The following is a 20,179-nucleotide window of genomic DNA, read 5'->3' as shown; positions in this document are numbered from 1 at the left end:
CTCAGTGCCTATGAGCAAGGAAGCCACCGTCAGAGCAGCGTGCGGGGCCGGATGCGGTTCGCCTGGTCGACGAGGCGGACCCGGCTCGCCCGGTCACCGGCCAACCGGGCCATCTCCCGGTAGGTCTCGGCCAGCCCGAAGCGGAGGTCCCGTTCCACCATGACCCGACTGAGCAGGGTCGGTGGCCGGGGCGCATCCGCGGCCGGGTAGGCGGCCGGGTAGGTCATGACGAGGGCCAAGGCGGCGGTGAACAGGTCACGGTGCAGTTCGGCCCGGCGTCGTTCGCCCAGGTCGAGCCTTGGATCGGCCAGTATCGTCGCCGCCCGATGCAGGGCCGCCGATCCCGAGGCCGCGCGGTCTGGTCGGGCGGCCAGGCCGACGAGCACCCCGATCATGCGGATCCGCGACGCGGTGTAGGCGGCGGACGACGGAGGGACCCGTAGATAAGCGTCGATCTTGTCAGTCGGATCGGTCCGGCATCGGGCCAGCCCGAACGCCGCGCTGGTCGTGCTCGGATCGATGGTGGAGACGACGTCGAACAGGGCCGCGGCCCGGTGCCGGGCCGCGTCACGTTCAGGCGCGGTGTCCGCGGTGTCCGCGGTGTCCGCGGTGTCCGCGGTGGTCGCCACGTCCGCGAGTGCGGTCGCGAGGGCGAGGCGCGGAGCGAGCTCCCCGGGGACCCGGGAGTAGACCCGGTCGAACGCCGCGGCGGCCACGGCCGGTCGTCCTCCGACGAGGGCATGTAGGCCCCGGTACCAGTCGACCCGCCATTCCCGCGGCTGCTCCACGGCCGCGTCGTCCAGGGTGCCCGCCGCCTCATGGAGCTGCCCGGCCCGGATCTGGGCGCGGGCCAGGGACAGCCGCACCTCGGTGGTCCTCGGGACGATCGCCGCCAGCCGGGTGGCCAGGGAGGCCGGTTCCTCGTCCGAACCGGCGGTCAGTCCGGGCGCCCATGGATCGTCCTGGTCGATCCGCAGATCGGGGAGGACCTCCCACCATGCGGGGGTCCCGGCGGGCCCCGCCTCCCCGGTGGGGTGCCCGACGGCGTCGAACCACCGGCTGGCCAACGGGGGGACCGGCCCCTCCGTTCTGGCCACGATCTCGTAGAGCACCCCCACCAGTTCGTCGGCGAGCTCCGTGGTGCTCTGGAAGCGCTGGTCGGGATCGGTCGCGGTGGCTCGGCGCAGGAGCCGGTCCAGGGATTCGAAGTCCCGCAACGGGGCATGGGCCCGGCGCGGCGGCAGGGCGTGCCGGTAGGCGCCGAGGAAGCCCGGGAACCGGCCGAGGACGAGACGGGCCAGGGTCCGGGCGACGGCGAAGATGTCGGTGGTGACCGTGGGCGCGGTGCGCGCGATGCCCGCCGGGCGTTCCCCGTCGTCGTCGAGTTCGGGGGCCCGGTAGCCGGGCGTGGACAGGTATCCCGACACGCGGTCGTCGAGCCGGCGCGCCCCGCCGAGGTCGATCAGTTTGACGTCCTCGGCGGTGACCATCACGTTTTCCGGTTTCAGGTCGCAGTAGACCAGCCCGAGGCGATGCAGATGCCCGAGGGCCGGAAGCACCCGCAGCAGGTAGCGGATCACGTCGGCGGCCGACGGCGGAGCCGACCGCCCGTCCGGTCCCGCCACCCCGACCTCGGCCAGGCCGGCCAGGGACACCCCCGGCACGTACTCCATGACGATGTAGTCCTCGCCATGGTGGGTGACATAGTCGAGGATCTTGACGATGCCCGGATGGGACACCGTGGTCAGAATGCGCCGCTCTCCCTCGGCGATCCGACGCGCCTCCGGGTTCGCCGCGTCGAGCAGGCCCTTGAGCACCACCCAGGCCCGCACGCCGTCGCCGCCGAGGTTGTCGTCGGTCGCGGCATACACCCAGCCGAGCCCACCGTGCGCGATGACGCCGTGCACGGTGTAGCGGCCGACCCGTTCGCCCGGTCGCAGCTTGACGGTGAACGAGTAGCGGTGGCCGCATCCCGCGCAGCTGCCTTCCAGGGCGACGCTCTCGTCCTGCTCGTCCTGCTCGTCGTGGCCCGGCCGGGCCACGGGCGCGCCGCACCCGGCGCACTCCCGAAGGCCCGTGGGAACGCTGGGCGCGTCCAGGAGGGGCGGGGTCGAACCGGGGGGCGGGCCGACCAGGTGTGGGAGCCGGAGCGGATCACGGTGGGCGCCGGGCGCCGGGAACCGCCGGGGTAGCGCGGTCACCCGGGGAGCCGGCAGATTCACCGACCCGGATTCCCCGACGATGGGAGGCCCGGCAACGGGTCTCGCGCTGTCCTCCGTCATGGCCCCTCTTCGCCAACGGGCACCATTCGCGTACCGGGTCCACCCGCCACCGTGCCGTCATTCCCCGACGGGTCGTCCCCGAGCCGCCGTCGTCCGGTCCGTTCGTCGCCTTGTCCGTGCGACGGCTTGTCGGAATGCCGTGGCGCGGTGGATCCCCGTGGTCGGGCGGTGTGCGCTGGTACGCGACCAGCCTGCCATGCGGTCGGGTTGTCCGCCGTGACGGAGCCCGGTTGCATCGGCTACGGGTTGTTTGGAGAGCGAGTTTGGCGGGCGAGGGCCCTGGGACGCGTCCCACCGAAATGCCGCGCCCACGATCGGGTGGTCGAGGATYGGGTGGTCGAAGCCGGTGCCGACCCGGTCACCGCCGGCGCTCGACGGCGCGGGCCTTCACGGTCGCCCCGAGGCCGCGCGCGGTGGTTTCGGCACGCTGCTTCAGCGGCCCGAGGGTGCGGCGCAGCCGATCGATCYGTCCCTCGCCGCCACGGGTGACATCCGCCGCCTCGCCCTCCCCGTAGTCATGATCGGGATGGTCCGCCGCACCCAGCCGCCAGTAGCCGCGGGTCGACAGGTCGGCGCGGTCCAGCCCCGCGGCGAGCAGGTGACGGCGGATCCGGCGTACCGCCGTGGCCTCGCAGGCCACCCAGGCCGCGGTGCCGGCGGGCAGGGGTACGGCCTCGACGGCCTCGGCCAGCAGCGTGCCGGGAACCCCGCCGTCACGGTGCAGCCAGGTGACGGTCGTCGCGGGGGTGACCGGGAGAGCCCGTCGGCGGCCGGCGTCGCGAACCTCCGCCACCACGGTCACCGGTACCCGAGCGGGCAGCCGTTCCAGCACCGTCGCCAGCGCGGGCAGGCCGGTCTCGTCGGCGGCGAGCAGGTGATGCGCGGCCGACGTCCGCACCTCGTATCCACCCCCCGGTCCGGCGATGGCGAGATGGTCACCGGGCCGAGCGGTACCCGCCCACCGCCCGGCCGGACCCTCGCCGTGCAGGAGCATCTCGATGTCCAGTTCGAGGGCCTCAGCGTCGAACCGGCGCGGGGTGTAGGTCCGCACGATCGGGCGGGGCGTACCCGCCGGGAAGACGGGTCGTCCGTCCGGCCCCCAGCTCGGAACGGTCGGTTCGGTCTGCCCGTCGGCCGGCAGGAAGATCTTCACGTGCTGCGCGGCCCGGGGCAGCGCGAATCCGGCCAGCGCCGGCCCACCGAGCGTCACCGTCACCATGTCCCCGGTGAGCGGGGTGACGCGGACGACCCGCAGCCGGCGCGGGGCCGGCCGGGCGCGCCGCGGCGCGGGCCGGTTTTCCGCCGACGTCGACGGGCGGCCGTCGCGCCCGTCCGGTAGTCCGGTCGGGTGGGGCGTGGATGGTGGCGTGGATGGTACGGAGGAGTCCGGCCCGAAGGTCGACATCGGTTCTTGCGTCCTGTCTCTCGTGACCGCGGGCTGGACTGGTCCTGGCCCGCACGGACGGGCTTCAGGCCCGAGACGGGGCTGTCCCGACCTCCGCGAGCCCGGGTGGCATTTCAGGACGAACCTACGCCCCGCCATTCGGGCGATGACTCGCGGAGGGGCGCGACGGTCGTTCCGTACCTGCTTCGGGCCTGCTTCGGGCCTGCTCCGGATCTGCTTCGGGCCTGCTCCGGATCTGCTCCGGATCTGCTCCGGATCTGCTCCGACATGATTGTCCTCCTTGACAAGGAAAATTTTCGGCAGGACGATGAGGCGCATGTTGGAGGTCGCAGTGATCGATGACCCGGCCGCCGCGGGGGCCGCGCTCGACCCGGTCCGGGCGAGGTTGCTGGCCGCGCTCGCGGAGCCGGGTTCGGCCAGCACCCTGGCCACTCCCGTGGGGCTGTCACGTCAGCGGGTCAATTACCACCTGCGGGCCCTGGAGCGTCACGGGCTGGTCGAACTCGTCGAGGAACGCAGAAGGGGCAACTGCACCGAGCGCGTATTACGGGCGACGGCGGCCTCCTATGTGATCTCGCCGACCGCGTTGCCGGCGGTCGCCCCGGATCCCGGCCGGTCGCCGGATCAGCGCTCTGCCCGATGGCTGCTCGCGCTCGGTGCCCGGCTGGTGCGGGAGATCGGCGACCTCCTCACCGGTGCCACCGCCGCCCGGCAGCGGCTGGCGACGTTCGCGATCGACAGCGAGATCCGGTTCGCCTCCGCCGCGGACCGCGCCGCGTTCGCCGCGGAGCTCGGGGAGACGGTTGCCGCCCTCGTCGGCAGGTACCACGACACCACCGCTGCGGGCGGGCGCTCCCACCGTTTCGTCGTCGCCCTGCACCCGAGCGTCACGCGGCCCGAGCGGGTGGCTGTCGGGTCCAATGCGGGATCCGAGGCGGGAGAGGGCATCCTCGGCCTCGGCACCGCCGGTCCCACTGGCATCGACGGTCCCACCAGCGCAGCCGGCCTTACCAGCGCAGCCGGTCCCACCGGAACCGATGGCCCCACCGCAACCAAGGAGAACTAGAGATGTCCCGTGGGTTCGAGATCCGCCGCGAGGGCGTGCTGCCCACCTCCCCGGAGGAGTACTGGGACGCCGTGACCACCGGTAACGGCGGATGGCTGTGGCCGATGGAGTTCGAGCCCCGCCAGGGTGGCGCCGCGCCCTTCGGGGGCACGGTCACCGTCTGGGATCCGCCGCACCACCTCGTCACCCGGGTGGAGGGTGCGGATGGCTGGTTCAACCAGCTGGAACATGTGATCGAGGGCCGGGACGGCGGCACGACCTCCTTCCGCTACGTCCACAGCGGGATCTTCGTCGACGACTGGGAGAACCAGTACGACGGCGCCAGCCAGCACACCGACTTCTACCTGCACACGCTCGGCCAGTACCTGCGGTACTTCAGTCGCCGGCCGGTGACCTACGTCGCGGCCGACGCGCCGGCGTCCTCGACCGCGCCGGACGCGTTCGTCCGGCTGCGCCGCGAGCTCGGCGTCGCCGACGAGGTCGGCCAGGGCGACGCGGTGCGCGTCACCCTCCCGGGCATCGACCCGCTGGACGCCGTGGTCGACTACCTGCATCCCCACTTCCTCGGCCTGCGGACCGGCGACGGGCTGTACCGCTTCTTCGGCCGCAACGCCTTCGGCGCCCCGATCGGCATCGCCCTGCACCTGTTCGCCCCCGGCGCCGACCAGGCGAAGACCACCCAGGCCTGGACCGACTGGCTACAGGACGTGTTCGCCTAAGCGCCTTTGCGGCGGTCTCTATCGTTTCGTCGGTCCCCGCCGTTTCGTCGATCTCCGCCGGCTCGTGTCGGGCCGGCACCGGCACCCGGTCAGGGATGACGGTCATACTCCGAACGCCCGTGCCAGCCGCGTCAACCCCTTCGTGATCTCCACCGGCGGGTGCGTGGTGAAGGACAGGCGCAGCGTCGCGGGGTCCGGCGGCCCCGCGAAAAAAGGAGCACCGGGAACGTAGGCCACGTCGTGCTCCACCACGCCGGGCAGCAGGGCGGTGGCGTCGTGACCATCGGGGAGGCGGGCCCAGACGAACATGCCGCCCTCGGGCCGGTTCCAGCTGCTCCCGGGCGGCAGCGCCCAGGCGAGCCCGTCGAGGAGCGCGTCGCGGCGTTCGCGGTAGGCGGCGCACATCCGAGCAATGTGCAGGTCGGGGTCGGCGTCGGCCAGATACCGGGCGGCGGCGGCCTGATCGACCGTGGAGGTGTGCAGGTCCGCGGCYTGCTTGGCGATCACGCAGGCCCGCCGCAGCATGGCCGGGGCCCGCAGCCAGCCCAGTCGCATCCCTGGGGCTATGATCTTGGAGAAGCTGCCGAGCAGGACGGTGCGGTCGGCGGCGTCGGCGAACGACGCGATCCACGGCTCCCGCGTGCCCTGGAAGCGCAGCTCACCGTAGGGGTCGTCCTCGACGATCCACAGGCCCTGCTCCGCGGCCACCCGGGCGACGGCCGCGCGGCGCGCCGCGGACAGCGTCCGACCGGTGGGGTTCTGGAAGGTCGGCACCAGGTAGAGCAGTCTGGGACGCTCGCGGGCCACCGTCTCCGCCAACCGGTCGGGGAGGATCCCGTGCTCGTCGGTGGGGACGGGCACCACCCGGGCACCCGCGAGGCCGAGGCACTGCAGGGCAGCCAGATAGGTCGGATCCTCCACGAGGACCGCGTCACCCGGCTCCACGAGCGTCGCCGACAGCAGCGTCAGGGCCTGCTGCGAGCCCGTCGTGATCAGCAGGTCGTCCGCTCGGGTGGGCAGGCCGCGGCGCGCCAGGCGTTCCGCGACCGTCTGGCGCAGGTCCGGGTCGCCCTCCGTGGCGGAGTACTGCAGCACGCGCCGCGGCTCMTCGGTGAGCACCCGGTCGTAGGCGCGCCGGATTCCGTCGGCGTCGAAGAGCTCGGGAGCGGGTAGACCGCCGGCGAAGGAGATCACCTCCGGGTGGGCGGTCAGCGCGAGGATCTCCCGCACTGGCGAGGTGCGCACGGCGCCGGCTCGGGCGGCGAGACCGGGCACCGCAGCGGCGGGTGGAGCGGCGTTGGTCATGGCGGCTCCTCGAACTCCTTCTCCGGGTTCTCCCCGACGTACACGACCACTCGCCGCCAACCRCCGGGACGGCCGTACAGCGGCGTTCCAGCCTGTGGACTGTGCTTCCCGCATCCTGGACTTTCTGGCGATCATAGCCATCGGCGCCGGTTTACGTGGCCGCCCGCGACTCCGAGCAGGCCGAGCAGCACGTTCACCAGGAATATCGAGTCCCACCAGAAGTGGTCGAGCAGGACACCGGCGAGGACGGGCCGCCGGCCAGCCCGGCACCCGCGGACGACGAGAACAGCGCGAACGCCGACGCCCGGGCCGGACCGGGGATGGCAGAGGTCATCATGCCCCTTCGTATCGGGCGCAGACGATGTCTCCGATCGGGCTGGTTGAGGGGAGGCTGGTTGAGGGGGCTGCTCGTGAACAGGCACCGAACGCCGACGGTGTGGGTAAGACGTCCGCACGGAGAAAGCCAGACTGCGGACCTGGACGGAATGGCGACGGGGAATTCTCCTGTCGCAGTGGTTTATGCGGAACTCATGGAACAGAAATAGAGCGCCCGGATCGCAGAGAATGCCTGCCGACTGGACCATGACCTCGACGGTCGCGATCGGGCGGGAGATGATCAGGGGAGCGTGTCGGACATCAAACTGATACAGTCCGGCGGAGTCGGGCGTCGTCGACGCTGAGTGTCGCGCTGGTCGCCGGGAGCCGGTCACCCGGCACCGGCCAGGGTTCCTTCCCGGGAGATTTCACATGCGCAGCGCCAAGGATTTCTTCGCTCCCCTCGCCGTGGGGGCGYCACCCCCGCCTCGCGAGATCCCGTGGYGGCCGTCCCGGATGATTCACTTCTTCGACCCGAGCAACGAGAAGATGGCGGCGAAGCTGCCGCAGATCATCCCCCGGGTCGACGTGCTGCTCGGGAACCTCGAGGACGGGGTCCGAGCGGACAACAAGATCGTTGCCAGGGAGAACCTGATAAAGATCGTCGACGGCGCGGACTTCBGTGAGACGCAGTTCTGGATCCGCCTGAACAGCCTCGACTCACCCTGGGGGCTCGACGACCTGCTCACGCTCGTGCCCGCCATCKGCGAGAATCTCGACGTGGTGATGGTGCCCAAGGTCCAGGGGGCGGAGGACATCCACTATGTGGACCGCCTCCTCGCCCAGTTGGAGGCGAAGGCCGGCCTGTCCCGGCCGGTGCTTGTCCACGCGATTCTGGAGACCGCGCGAGGGGTCGCGAACGTCGAGGAGATCTGCGCGGCAAGTCCCCGCATGCAGGGTCTGTCCCTCGGCCCGGCGGACCTGGCGGCGGACCGGCGGATGAAGACAACCCGTGTCGGCGGTGGGCACCCCGGCTACCTGGTACGCCAGGATCCGCGGCCGGACGACCCGGCGGCTGTCCGAGCCACGTTCCAGCAGGATCCCTGGCACTACACGCTCGCCCGGATGGTAGACGCCTGCGCGGCGAACGGGATCATGCCGTACTACGGGCCGTTCGGTGACATCGCCGACGTCCTCGCCTGCGAGGACCAGTTCCGCAACGCGTTCCTGCTCGGGTGTGTCGGGGCGTGGTCACTGCATCCCGTTCAGATCGACATCGCGAAGAAGGTCTTCAGCCCCGAGCCCGCGGATGTCGAGTGGGCAAAGCGCGTCGTCGCGGCCATGGGCGACGGAACGGGTGCCGTGATGGTGGACGGTACGATGCAGGACGACGCCTCGGTGAAKCAGTGCCGGGTCATCCTCACTCTCGCCACTCGCCTCGCCGCCCGGGACGCGCAGCTCGCGGCGGCCTACGGACTACCCGCGCCGGAGGCACGATGACCGGCACCGCGGCCGCGGGTTCCCCGGGTTCCCCGTCCGCGGGCCGCCCACCCGCCGCGTACCGTCCGCGGCGTTCCGTCCTCTACATGCCCGGGGCCAACGAGCGCGCCATGGAGAAGGCCAGGAATCTGCCGGCCGACGCGCTCATCCTGGACCTCGAGGACGCGGTGGCGCCCGTCGCCAAGGAGCGCGCCCGGGAGCAGGTCTGCGCGGCGGTGGCCGATGCCGCCTACGGCCACCGGGAGGTCACGGTTCGCGTCAACGCCCGCGGCAGCTCCTGGCATGCCGACGACCTGCGCGCCGCGGGACGGGTGGGCCCGGACGCCGTCGTGGTGCCGAAGGTCGAGTCGCCGTCGGACGTCCACGCGATCGAAAAAGGGCTCGAAGCGGCCGGCGCGCCGGACCGCACCATGATATGGGCGATGGTGGAGACACCTGGTGCCATCCTGCGCGCCCAGGAGATCGCCCAGGCGTCGCCGCGGCTCACCGTCCTCGTGATGGGCACCAACGACCTGGCCAACGAGCTGCGTGCCGAATTCGTGCCCGGCCGCGCCCCGCTGCTGACCGGCCTGGGGCTGTGTCTGCTGGCCGCGCGCGCGAGTGGAACCGTGATCCTCGACGGTGTCTACAACGACATCCGCGACGCCGACGGCTTCGCGGCGGAATGCCGCCAGGGCCGCGAGATGGGCTTCGACGGTAAGACGCTTATCCACCCCAACCAGATCGAGACGTGTAACCGCACGTTCTCACCCACTGAGGCCCAGGTCGCGCAGGCCGCGGAGATCGTGCGGGTCTGGGAGGAGGCGCTACGCGAGGGCCGCGGAGTGGCGACCGTCGACGGCCGGCTGATCGAGAACCTGCACGTCGACAACGCGCGCCGGATTCTCGCCGTCAGCGCGGCCATCGCGGGTCTGGCCGACGGCCAGGCGGCCTCCTGACGGTGACCGTTCTGGCGGTGACCGTTCTGGCCGCTTCGACGGCTGTAGGGATGCGACAGCCCCTCCACCGCGGTGGAAGCCACCGCGGTGGAAGCCACCACCGTTCCCTGCCAGCGTGATCCGGACGCTCGGACGCTCGGACGCTCGGACTCGCGGGCGATGTCTCCTGTCGGTCAGTGCAGGGGCCGGTGCGCGGTCTCGGGGAGCCGGCTGAAGACCACGGTGCTGACCAGGRCGACGGCGGTGACGTACCAGCCGAAGGAGGCGGCGTGGCCGATGTCCACGAGGTAGGTGGCGACGTAGGGGCCGGTGCCGCCGAAGAGGGCGACGGAGAGCGCATAGGGGAACCCGATACCGGAGCTGCGCAGGCGCGCCGGGAACAGCTCGGCGACCACCGCGCTCGAGATGCACGACCAGCAGGCGAGGAACACCAGCCCCATGATCTGAACCAGGAGCAGTCTGGTGGTCGAGCCGTCCAGTAGGGCCAGCATCGGAACCGTGCCGACCACGAAGAAGGTGCCGAAGATGAGCAGCATCGGCCGCCTGCCGACGCGGTCCGAGATCGCTCCGAAGACCGGCTGCAGGGCGAGGAAGATGGTCAGCGCGACGACACCGGAGAGCAGGCCGTGCTTGAGGTTGGAGCCCACCGTGATGTTCGCGTACGTCGGCAGATAGGCGGTCCATACATAGAACACCAGGGCCGGGGCCGCGGTCAGCCCGAACACCTGGAGGGATTCCCTGGGGTGCCGGCGGAGGAACTCGAACATGTCGGCACGACGGGCACCGGCCGGCTCGTCCGCCGTCTGGGTGAGGGTCTCCTTGGCGTGCGTCCGGATCCACATGCCGACCATGGCCGCGACCGAGCCRAGCAGGAAGGGGATCCTCCAGCCCCAGCTGGTCATGTTCTGCGAGTCCAGCGTGCTGGCGAGTAAGGCGCTGATCCCGATCGCCGCCAGGTTGGCCGAGGTCGCACTGATGTAGAAGAAGCTCGAGTACAGTCCCCGACGGCCAGCCGGCGCGGACTCGATGAGAAACGCGCTTCCCGCGGCATACTCGCCCCCCGCGGAGGCACCCTGGATCAGCCGGGCCAGCAGGAGCAGTGCCGGGGCGGCGACCCCGACCTGCTTGTAGGTGGGGGCAAGCCCGATGATGAGACTGCCCAGGCCCATGCCCATAATCGTGGTGCTGAGCGTCCTGCGGCGGCCGATCCGGTCGGCGAGAATCCCGAGGATCAGCGCTCCGACCGGGCGGGCGAAGAATCCGACGGCGAAGATCGCTAAGGTCGACATCAGCGGCACCAGGCTGCCTCCCGGGCTGGYCGGGAAGAACTGCGTGGAGAAGTACACCGCAAGCATCGAGTAGATGTACCAGTCGAACCATTCGACGGCGTTGCCGACGGAGGCGGCCAGGAGCTGCCGATAGTGGTTGGTCCGCTCCCGGAGGCCGGTTGTTGCTGTCATCGAAGCGGTCATGGGTTGCTCCCCTGTTGGGCGGGGCCGAGACCACCAGCTCGGAACGTCGAGCTCTGATGGGCCCGGTAACGGGTACGAATTTCCAACAGGATGTGGCGTGCGACACATCGAAGGCTACGGGCGGGATGCCAACGCGGCGCCCTTCGCTTCGTACGMGGCTACGAAACCGGCGGGGCTRCCGTCTCCGCATGGAAGGCCCAGGACAGTTCCACCAGGGTGTCGGTGTCGTCCAGGGACCGCCCGGTCAGCTCCTCGAACCGGGCTAGTCGGTAGCGCAGCGTGTTGACGTGTACATGCAGCGCCTCGGCGGTCCGCGGGATGTTACGGCCATTGGCCAGGTAGCAGCGGAGCGACTCGACGACTTCCTCCCCGAACGCACCGGTGTCCCGGAGCGGCTGGAGGTAGCGGGCCCGCATCAGTGCGGTCACGTCCGCCGCACGCGGCACGGCCACCCGCCAGCCGAGGCTCTCGAGGGTGTGCACGCCCTCGTCGTGGCGCAGTCGGGCCGCGGCCAATACGTCGTTGGCCACCGAGAAGGACGCCGCGACCCGGCCCAGCGGCCCCTCGGGCCCGGCGGCGACCAGCAGCCCCGGGACCGCGGGTGGCGGCCCCGACACGATCCCCACGAGCCGGCCTTGGGAGGGCACCAGGAGCAGGACCATGTTGCTGCGCCGGCACCCCTGGTTGATCAGGTTGAGGGCCTGGTCCAGCTCCGCTTCCGACAGGGTGGCAGTGCACACCRCCCGCAGGCGTGTGTCGCGCCGCACGTGGTAGCGGATGCACCCCTGCTCAATCTGCGTCGGAGACAGGGTGCCGGCGAGCAGCCCGGCGAGCCATTYGTCCCTGCGCCTTCGGTCCGCCACCGCATGCGACAGGCCGTACTCACGGTAGGCGCTCGCCRCACGAGCGGAGAACACGTCACTCAGCTTCCACAGCAGCGAGGTGAGAGTGAGCGACTCGGGGTGGTCGACCCCGAACTCCTGGGCGCGATCCACCAGCCGGTCCTGGATACTCGCTATGCAGATGCGGAAGCCGCCCATGATGTCCTCGATCGGCACGCCCTGCCGGAGCCGTTCCAGCGTTGTGCGCTCGGCCTGCCAGATCTCCGAGCTCGGCGGCACGACGCCCGCCCGCAGGGTGCGGCACGCCAGCACGACGTTGCGGTGGATGCTCGTCACCAGCGCCTCGGTCGGGACCACCTCATAGGCCGGGATCTCGCGCCGGACACGCTTGATCGTGGGATCCACCAGTCCCTCGTCGTGTTCCAGCGCAGCGGTGAGTTCTCGCACACGGTCGTCGGACATCCRCATCATCAGGGGATTATCCTGCCCGGCGGTGTCATCGGCACCCCGGTCCGCGCCCCAATGGCGCGCGTGGCACCCGCGCTTGTCGCGTATGTTCAGGGATCTGTCACCGCTGTTCTATCTCGGATCTTTTGGTGGGTCCAGAATCAAACCCTACCGCTCGCCTAGCCGGCTGTTCCCCGCCGGATCCAGACGATTCCGAAGGCAGGGATCGACGACAGCCACCCGAGGAGATGCAGATGACGACACTGGTCAATCCCCTCCAACATTTCGCTCCAACGTACACGGGAGTCGATGATCTTCCCTGGGTTCCGTTCACGCCTTACACGAACGAGGTGGAATTAAAGATCCTTCATGTGGATCTGATCAAGAGCGAGACGCAAATGCTTCTGCGGGCGCCGGGGGGAGCTTCGCTGGGTGTGCACGACCATTATGGCCGCGTGCTTGTCTACACCGTTCGAGGGAAATGGCGGTACGCGGAGCACGCCTGGGTGTCGGGGCCGGGTGACTTCGTGTACGAGGTCGCCAACAGCAGGCACACGTTCATTGTGGAGCCTGACGAGGGCATCGAGGTGTTCATCTCGGTTGAAGGAGCTATTGCTTTCCTCGGCCCAAGCGACGAGATCATAGGCATCGAGCAGGCCCATAYGTTCGCCGARCGATACAACGAGTACTGCAGGAAGCACGGGATCATACCGGTTGACCTGACCAGCTTCGCCCTCTCGTAGCCAGYCGGTTGGTGGGGCCGGTGATCACGCTGGTCCCACCAGTAAGCCTTGCGAGTCCYACCGGCCACCCTGGCCACCCTGGTGAGCCTTGTGCGACCCTCRCCTTCGACGAGTCGCCAGCCGGTCGCTATTCGTACACCACGAGCGTGGATTCCGCTATCGCGACTTACCTGGGCTTCCCCCACGTCTTCCCACTGCTTATGCTTGCGGGCGCGGCGGCCCAGGTTCCCGGTAGGAGGCCATCATGCGAATCTACGAGACGTACGACCTCGTCGATKTACCCCATCGCGACCGTCCTGGACGCTGGGAGGAGATCCTGGGCAGCGCGGTGACGCCATTCCACACTGATGTTCCTCCAGGGCGATTACCCTACCGTGCCTCGATTGAGCGTCGCTGGTTCGATGACATCGCGCTGCTGGATATCGCATGTGATCCGTGCAGGGGTGAACGTAGTCGAAATCTGATCAGCCGGACCAGCGAGGACAATATCGCGATATTCTTCGCTACCGCTGGGACTGAACGGCTTGCCATCGAGGACAAGAAGATTGTTGTCACTCCAGGAAGCTTCGTCATCTGGAACAGCATGCAAAAGGTGCGGTTCGAAGTTGTCGAGCACTTCCGCAAAATTACCCTGGTAATCCCGAGAGTGGCGCTGGAAGAGGTCTTGGAGAGCCCGTGGTTGGAAGCCGACCTCGTGGTGGATGTGAACGCTCCCGCGATTAGGTTGTTGCGCAGCTATGTCGCATCACTTGCCGGCCTCCCGCACGAGGTTCCCGCCCCCACCATAACGGCGGCCCGCAACGCGGCATTGGAGCTGGTGGCCGCGGCGGTGCGCCCCGAGGCCACGTTCACGAGTGCGATCACTGGGGAAGCGCTGCGGCTCGCAGTGGAACGCTGGATAGCTCGAAACCTTGGCCACCGCGACGTCAGCGCCGCCGCGGCGGCCGCTGCGCAGTGTGTGTCTGTCCGCACGCTGCAGCGCAGCTTCGCCGCGACAGGAAACAGCTACAGCGCCGTCGTCCGCTCCCAGCGACTCGCACGAGCCCGCCGGGACCTGATCGAGGGATCATGCTCCATTCAGGCGATCGCCAGCCGTTGGGGTTTTGCGGACACGAGTCACTTCTGTCGAGAATTCAAACGGCTGTATGGTGCGACGCCGACTTGTTACCGTGATTCGGTCGCCTTACCGTTCGCCCACGTGGGAGATCCCGATTTTCGGGACAATCCGGACGGTGGTACGCAGCCCTCCAGAACCGCGTCCCGGACCTCCAGGCCRCATGACTGATCGTGTCGTCCGTCCGGCCGGCACTGGTCCCGGATGTCCAGGACGGGCCGGACCGGCGGCGGGGCAGGTCGGGTCGGATCAGGTCGGGTTGGGTCGGTTYGGATCAGGTCGGGTTGGGTCGGATCAGGCGGGGCGAGCGGCCGGTTGGCCCAGCCAGCGTCGCACCAGACCGGTCAGAAGCAGGATCACGGCCGTTCCGACCACTTCAATGATCACATTCGCGAGCAGGTGACTCATCGTGTAACCTCCCAGGCGTACCGTGTCGCTCCCCGACCCTGGTCGGGGCGCGCCAGACCGCCACGAGGCGGGCGGTCTGTACTTCCGGGTGACACGGTGYGGGTCGCAGATGAACAGAAAGTGAGCGATTCCGTTCGGTTGTATGGCCAGAGCGTGAACCCGCTCGTTTGTCGCGGTCCGTGACTGTCCGACGAACCGCCAGGTCAGCCCATGTGGGGGCCTGCTGCGGGGTGGACTCGGCCCGATCCGGCCGAACCCCGATCGGACCAGGTCGATCGGACCAGGTCGGAGGATCGGAGAAGGCGGGGACGCCGTCACCCAGCATCCGCCCGCATTTCACCCTTCGCTACGGTGAAGCCGTGGTCGGGTATGCGTGGATGACGCGAACAGGCCGGGCGCGGAGCCGGCAGACCAATCGTCGTTCGGCGTGGCCTCCGGACCCGGCGGCCTCGCCGGACGGGCTGAACGGACCGGATGGACCGGATGAACCGGACTCGTCTGGCTCGTGGGCCAGGTCGGCGCGTCGATGAACTTCTTCGAGGGAACGGTCCTCGGTCTCGTTCAGGGGCTCACCGAGTTTCTCCCGGTCTCGTCCAGCGCCCACCTGCGCATCGCTGCCGCGCTCGCCGGCTGGGAGGACCCGGGCGCCGCGTTCACCGCCGTGACCCAGATCGGCACCGAGACCGCCGTGCTGATCTACTTCCGCAGGGACATCGCCCGCATCGTGGCGGCGTGGGCGCGCTCGCTCACCCGCCGGGAGATGCGTAAGGACCCCGACGCCCGGACGGGCTGGCTGGTCATCCTCGGCACCCTTCCGATCGGCCTGCTCGGGGTGACGCTGCAGGACGCCATCGAGGGTCCGTTCCGCGACCTGCGGCTGATTGCCACGACGCTGATCGTGCTCGGCCTGATCCTGGGCGGCGCGGACTGGTRCGCCTCGAAGGGGCGGCCGCAGGGTCGTCATTCGCCGCTCCGCCCGCGCAAGGTGCTTGAGGACTTGYCGGTGCGTGACGGGCTCCTCTATGGTCTCGCTCAGTCTGCCGCGCTGATCCCCGGCGTCTCCCGGTCCGGTGCGACGATCAGCGGGGGCCTGCTTCTCGGCTATACTCGCGARGCTGCGGCCCGGTACTCCTTCCTGCTGGCGATGCCGGCGGTGCTGGCGTCCGGGGTCTTCGAGCTGCGTTCCATCGGTGGGAAGGATGCCGACGTCGCCTGGGGCCCGACGATCCTCGCCACATTCGTGGCGTTCGTCACCGGCTACGCCGCGATCGCATGGTTCCTGCGGTACATCTCGACGCGCAGTTTCGCRCCCTTCGTGCTGTATCGCGTGGGGCTGGGGCTGCTGCTGTTCTCCCTGCTGGTCGGGGGTGCCCTCAGCCCCGACGCCGGTGCCCCCCCGGGCTGAACGGGCGGGGAGCCCCCAGGCGCGACCCACGCGCCTACGGCCGTCAACTACGGTGAGGGTCGGCGGTCCGCGTGTGCAGACGGTGGAGGCATCTACGGGACATATCCAAACGAGTCCGAGACCCGCCCGAGGTCGGTCGGGAAACCGATAACGATTCCGCTGCCAAGCCTCCGGCAGCGGCCGCGACGGAGCGTGGAGGGACACCATGGTTCGGCGAGGGGCCGCGGGAGCGCGGCTGTCTCCGGGACGGCTCGACGACCGGAACCCGGCGCCTCCCAGCGATTCCGCGTCCGCCGCCGGGGCCGGGTCCGGACCCATCGCGATCGGTCGATCCGCCGCTGGGTTGACCGCCGCCGAGGTCGCCGAACGCCTCGCGGACGGCCGCGTCAACGACGTGCCGGTCCGCTCCAGTCGCTCGCTGCGCGACATCATCCGTGCGAACGTCCTCACCCGGATCAACGCGATCATCGGTGTTCTACTGGTCTTCGTCGCCATCGTCGGTCCATTCCAGGACGCCCTGTTCGGCGGCGTGATCATCGTGAACACCCTGGTCRGCCTGTTCCAGGAGCTGCGGGCGAAGCGCACCCTGGACCGGCTCGCCGTGGTGGGGGAGTCCCGGCCCGTCGTGCGGCGTGACGGTGTCACCCGCGAGCTCCCCGCCGCCGAGATCGTGCTGGACGACGTGATTGAGCTCGGCGCCGGCGACAAGATTYCCGTCGATGGTCTGGTCCTGACGGCCGATCACCTGGAGGTCGACGAGTCGCTGCTCACCGGCGAGGCGGATCCGGTGCACAAGCAGCCCGGTGACATCGTCATGTCGGGCAGCTTCGTCGTCGCGGGGTCGGGGGCGTTCCGGGCGACCCGGGTTGGCCGCGAAGCCTACGCGGCCCGRCTCGCCGAGGAGGCGAGCCGGTTCACCCTGGTGCGCTCCGAGCTGCGGGGCGGCATCAGCACCATTCTGAGGGTCGTCACCTGGATGATTATTCCGGCCGGCATCGCGCTGATCGTCAGCCAGGTGGTCGTTAACGACGACGACCTGCCCGAGGCCATCCGCCGGATGGTCGCCGGACTCGTGCCGATGGTGCCGGAGGGCTTGGTGTTGCTTACGTCGGTCGCCTTCGCGGTCGGCGTGGTACGGCTGGGCCGGCGGCAGTGCCTGGTGCAGGAACTRCCCGCGATCGAGGGGCTGGCCCGCGTCGACGTCGTCTGTCTGGACAAGACCGGCACCCTCACCGAGGCTGCGATGGACGTCGTGGAGCTGCGGATCGTCGAGCCGGGCACCGGCGCCGCCGTTGGGGCAGGCGTGGCCGCAGCGCCGGGCACCCTCGTGCCGAGCGTGCTCGGCGCCCTCGGCGCGGCCGACAGCCGGCCGAATCCGAGCATGCAGGCGATCATCGATGCCTATCCCGCCCCGCCGGGCTGGCAGGTGCGGGCGGACGCGCCGTTCTCCTCGGCGCGCAAGTGGAGCGGCGCGACCCTCGCCGCCGTGGGCGGGACCGAGGGCACCTGGCTGCTCGGCGCGCCCGACGTGCTGCTGGCGGCCGGTGACCGGGTGCTCGCCACCGTGGACGAGTACGGGGCGCAGGGCCTGCGGGTGCTGCTGCTCGCCCGGTTCGGCGCGTCGCTGGCGGACGCGCTGGCGGACCCGGCGACGGTGCCGGCCGGCGTCGTCCCGGTGGCGCTCGTGGTCATCGCCCAGCGGCTGCGGGCGGATGCCCCGGATACCCTGCGGTACTTCGCCGAGCAGAACGTCGCCGCCAAGATTCTCTCGGGGGACAACGCGCTGTCGGTCGGCGCGGTCGCCCGCACGCTGGGGCTGCCCGGCGCCGACGATCCCGTTGACGCCCGCACGCTGCCGACCGACCGGGCCGCGCTCGCCGACGCCCTGGAGAGCCACTCGATCTTCGGGCGGGTCAGCCCGCAGCAGAAGCGGGAGATGGTCGCGGCGTTGCAGTCGCGGGGGCACATCGTCGCGATGACCGGCGACGGCGTCAACGACGTCCTGGCGCTCAAGGACGCCGACATCGGCGTGTCGATGGGATCCGGCAGTCAGGCGACCCGCGCGGTCGCCCAGATCGTGCTGCTGAATAACAGCTTCGCGACGTTGCCGTCTGTGGTCTCCGAGGGACGGAGGGTCATCGGCAACATCGAACGGGTCGCGAACCTGTTTCTGACCAAGACCGTCTACTCGGTCCTGCTCGCGATCGTGGTTGTGATCACGCAGGTGCCGTACCCGTTCCTCCCTCGGCATCTCACGCTTGTCGGGTCGCTGACGATCGGCATCCCGTCGTTCTTCCTGGCGCTGGCACCGAACACCGAGCGGGCGCAGCCGGACTTCGTCGGTCGGGTGCTGCGCTTCGCCCTTCCCACCGGGTTGCTCGCCGCCGCGGCGACGATGACGTCCTACCTGCTGGCCCGGTCGCATTTCTATGGTCATGACCTGGAGGCCGAAACCTCGATGGCGACGCTGACGCTGTTCGGAGTCGCGCTGTGGGCACTGGCGATCGTCGCCCGTCCGTACACCTGGTGGCGCATCGCGCTCGTGCTGACCATGGCGGTCGCGTTCGCGCTGGTCCTGGCTATCCCCTCCGGCCAGGAGTTCTTCCAGCTCTCCCTGGTGGGGACGACCGGGCCGTGGACGGCGGTCGGCATCGCCGTGGCGGCGGCGGTCCTGCTCGAACTCGTGTGGGTGATCACCCGCCGTCAACTGACGGCGGTGGCCGCGCGGGTGGACCTGGAAACGGCGCGCCGCCCGTCGGTTCCGCAGAGCAACGTGCGGACCCTGCCCGCGGTGCGTGCCGAGGGTGCGCCTGCCGACGGCCCGCGGTCCGCGGCGGTCGTCCGTCCGGGGGCGGTCGTCCGTCCGGGCGGGAGGGCCGCGGCATCCGGTCCCGACGGCCCGCGGCCGACGCCGTAGCCGGGGTTTCTCCCCGGCCTGCTTATCCGGAGGTTTCGGCCTCAGCGTTGGTCTCGTCTCCGGGGGTGGGCGAGGTCGTGCGTGAGGTGGTGGCTGTCGAGGTGGTGGTGGCTGTCGAGGTGGTGGTGGCTGTCGAGGTGGTGGTGGCTGTCGAGGTGGTGGTGGCCGCGGACGGCGTGCGCCGGGCTGGGCCGGCGGCGAGCTGGGCGAGGTAGGCGTTGTACGCGTCGAGTTCGGCGTCGACGTCACCAGCGGCGGCGATGCGCCGCTCCCGGGTCCGCGCCTGCCGCTCGTCCAGCCGGGACCACTGGATGGCCAGCACGATCAGCACGACGAAGGTGGGAATCTCGCCGAACGACCAGGCGATGCCCCCGGCGGTCCGCTGGTCGCTGAGCGGTGAGACGCCCCAGGGCCGGACCAGGCGGTCGTACCAGCCCGAGCCGAGCAGGGCCGACGTGCTCATGATGGTCAGGCCGAGGAAGGCGTGGAACGGGACGACCGCCAGCAGCATCAGGACGCGGCCGGGATGYGGCAGCCGGCGGGGGAGCGGGTCGGTCCCGATCAGCAGCTCGAAGAACAGCACGCCGACCGCCAGGAAGTGCACGTTCATGTACAGGTGGCCGAGATGGTTGTGCATGAGAGTCGACAGCAGCGAGCTGAGGTAGAGCACGTAGAGGCTGYCGGCAAAGTTCGCCGTCACGAGCAGCGGATGGGTCAGGATGCGTACCGGCCAGGACCGCAGCGTCCTCAGCAGCCATTCGCGTGGTCCGGTGCGGTGCGGAGCCGTCGCGGGCCGCATCGCCCGCAGCGCCAGAGTCACCGGCGCGCCGAGCACCAGCGGGAGCGGGGCCAGCATGCTGAGCAGCATGTGCTGGCTCATGTGCACGCTGAGCAGGACCGGCCCGTACAGCCCGAGTCCGCTTGACGTGGCGACCACGACGACGAGCAAGCCGGCGAGCCAGGCAATGGTGCGCCCAAGCGGCCAGTGGGCGCCGCGTGCCCGTAGCCGGCGTAGGCCGGCGAGGTAGAGCAGGGCGGCGGTGACCGCGCCGGCGAGGAAGACCCAGTCGATGTGCCAGTCGGTGGCGAGCCGCGCGGCGGTGACCGGTGGGGGCATCGGGTATCCGAGCAGCGTCTGGGTCGGATCGTCGGGAACGAGTGCGTCGTTCACCGGCGGCGCCGTGCGTGACAGTCCGACGGCCAACCCGACCGTGGCCGTGAGAACGGTGAGCTCCACGCCGGCGATGCGCAGGAAACGAGCGACCGCGGTAGTCCTGTCGGTGCCGGTCTGGTCGGTGGTG

15 protein-coding genes are annotated in these 20,179 nt (G+C 70.1%); 8 read left to right on the top strand and 7 right to left on the bottom strand.

What is annotated here, in order from left to right:
* Positions 1-29: 29 nt before the first annotated feature.
* Both Manayef4_RS19115 and Manayef4_RS19110 read right to left on the bottom strand, forming a co-directional pair.
* On the bottom strand, positions 30-2,282 hold the full coding sequence (locus tag Manayef4_RS19115) for a serine/threonine-protein kinase (RefSeq protein ID WP_023840755.1): 2,253 nt from the start codon (positions 2,280-2,282) through the stop codon (positions 30-32).
* Positions 2,283-2,640: 358 nt separating this feature from the next.
* A complete protein-coding gene (locus tag Manayef4_RS19110; protein WP_070132654.1) occupies positions 2,641-3,687 on the bottom strand; it encodes a siderophore-interacting protein in 1,047 nt (348 codons plus the stop codon).
* Between the two features lie 316 nt (positions 3,688-4,003).
* Between Manayef4_RS19110 and Manayef4_RS19105 the strand changes: the two genes are divergently transcribed.
* Both Manayef4_RS19105 and Manayef4_RS19100 read left to right on the top strand, forming a co-directional pair.
* Complete coding sequence (locus Manayef4_RS19105) at positions 4,004-4,753, top strand: helix-turn-helix domain-containing protein (RefSeq protein WP_011437196.1); 750 nt, start codon at positions 4,004-4,006, stop codon at positions 4,751-4,753.
* Positions 4,754-4,755: 2 nt separating this feature from the next.
* Positions 4,756-5,472, top strand: a complete 717-nt coding sequence (locus tag Manayef4_RS19100; RefSeq protein WP_011437195.1) for an ATPase — start codon at positions 4,756-4,758, stop codon at positions 5,470-5,472.
* Between the two features lie 102 nt (positions 5,473-5,574).
* On the opposite strand, the gene Manayef4_RS19095 is transcribed toward Manayef4_RS19100, so the two are convergent.
* Both Manayef4_RS19095 and Manayef4_RS25170 read right to left on the bottom strand, forming a co-directional pair.
* Complete coding sequence (locus tag Manayef4_RS19095) at positions 5,575-6,777, bottom strand: PLP-dependent aminotransferase family protein (protein WP_070132652.1); 1,203 nt, start codon at positions 6,775-6,777, stop codon at positions 5,575-5,577.
* Between the two features lie 193 nt (positions 6,778-6,970).
* Positions 6,971-7,114, bottom strand: a complete 144-nt coding sequence (locus tag Manayef4_RS25170) for a hypothetical protein (protein ID WP_160172385.1) — start codon at positions 7,112-7,114, stop codon at positions 6,971-6,973.
* A 410-nt stretch (positions 7,115-7,524) separates the two neighbouring features.
* Between Manayef4_RS25170 and Manayef4_RS19090 the strand changes: the two genes are divergently transcribed.
* The gene (locus tag Manayef4_RS19090; RefSeq protein ID WP_070132650.1) at positions 7,525-8,592 is read left to right on the top strand and encodes a CoA ester lyase; all 1,068 of its coding nucleotides are present in this window, start codon (positions 7,525-7,527) and stop codon (positions 8,590-8,592) included.
* Positions 8,589-9,530: a CoA ester lyase gene (locus tag Manayef4_RS19085; RefSeq protein WP_011437191.1), complete on the top strand. Its 942-nt coding sequence runs from the start codon at positions 8,589-8,591 to the stop codon at positions 9,528-9,530. The genes Manayef4_RS19090 and Manayef4_RS19085 overlap by 4 nt, the downstream gene beginning before the upstream one ends.
* Before the next feature lie 173 nt (positions 9,531-9,703).
* Here the strand turns inward: Manayef4_RS19085 and Manayef4_RS19080 are convergent, their stop codons facing one another.
* Positions 9,704-10,990, bottom strand: coding sequence for an MFS transporter (locus Manayef4_RS19080; protein WP_070132648.1), 1,287 nt, complete (start codon positions 10,988-10,990; stop codon positions 9,704-9,706).
* Between the two features lie 170 nt (positions 10,991-11,160).
* Positions 11,161-12,306 carry a helix-turn-helix domain-containing protein gene (locus Manayef4_RS19075; RefSeq protein WP_070132646.1) on the bottom strand — a complete coding sequence of 382 codons (1,146 nt, stop codon included), beginning with the start codon at positions 12,304-12,306 and terminating at the stop codon, positions 11,161-11,163.
* A 239-nt stretch (positions 12,307-12,545) separates the two neighbouring features.
* Here Manayef4_RS19075 and Manayef4_RS19070 point away from each other — a divergent pair, with 239 nt between their 5' ends.
* From Manayef4_RS19070 to Manayef4_RS19055, 4 genes are all read left to right on the top strand, one after another.
* Entirely contained in the window at positions 12,546-13,034 is a 489-nt protein-coding gene (locus Manayef4_RS19070) for a 2,4'-dihydroxyacetophenone dioxygenase family protein (RefSeq protein ID WP_070132823.1), read from the top strand.
* Between the two features lie 244 nt (positions 13,035-13,278).
* Entirely contained in the window at positions 13,279-14,319 is a 1,041-nt protein-coding gene (locus Manayef4_RS19065) for an AraC family transcriptional regulator (protein WP_070132644.1), read from the top strand.
* 763 nt (positions 14,320-15,082) lie between these two features.
* On the top strand, positions 15,083-15,961 hold the full coding sequence (locus tag Manayef4_RS19060) for an undecaprenyl-diphosphate phosphatase (RefSeq protein WP_070132821.1): 879 nt from the start codon (positions 15,083-15,085) through the stop codon (positions 15,959-15,961).
* 205 nt (positions 15,962-16,166) lie between these two features.
* Entirely contained in the window at positions 16,167-18,878 is a 2,712-nt protein-coding gene (locus tag Manayef4_RS19055; protein ID WP_070132642.1) for an HAD-IC family P-type ATPase, read from the top strand.
* Between the two features lie 22 nt (positions 18,879-18,900).
* Here Manayef4_RS19055 and Manayef4_RS19050 read toward each other — a convergent pair.
* Positions 18,901-20,179, bottom strand: a 1,279-nt coding sequence (locus Manayef4_RS19050) for a cytochrome c oxidase assembly protein (protein ID WP_139140149.1), incomplete at its 5' end; no start/stop codon positions are given.

It is taken from the genome of Frankia sp. CgMI4, from assembly GCF_001756285.1.
GTDB lineage: Bacteria > Actinomycetota > Actinomycetes > Frankiales > Frankiaceae > Frankia > Frankia casuarinae.
The sequence above is the reverse complement of the archived record's forward strand: the minus strand, read 5'-3'. Positions and strand labels throughout refer to the sequence as shown.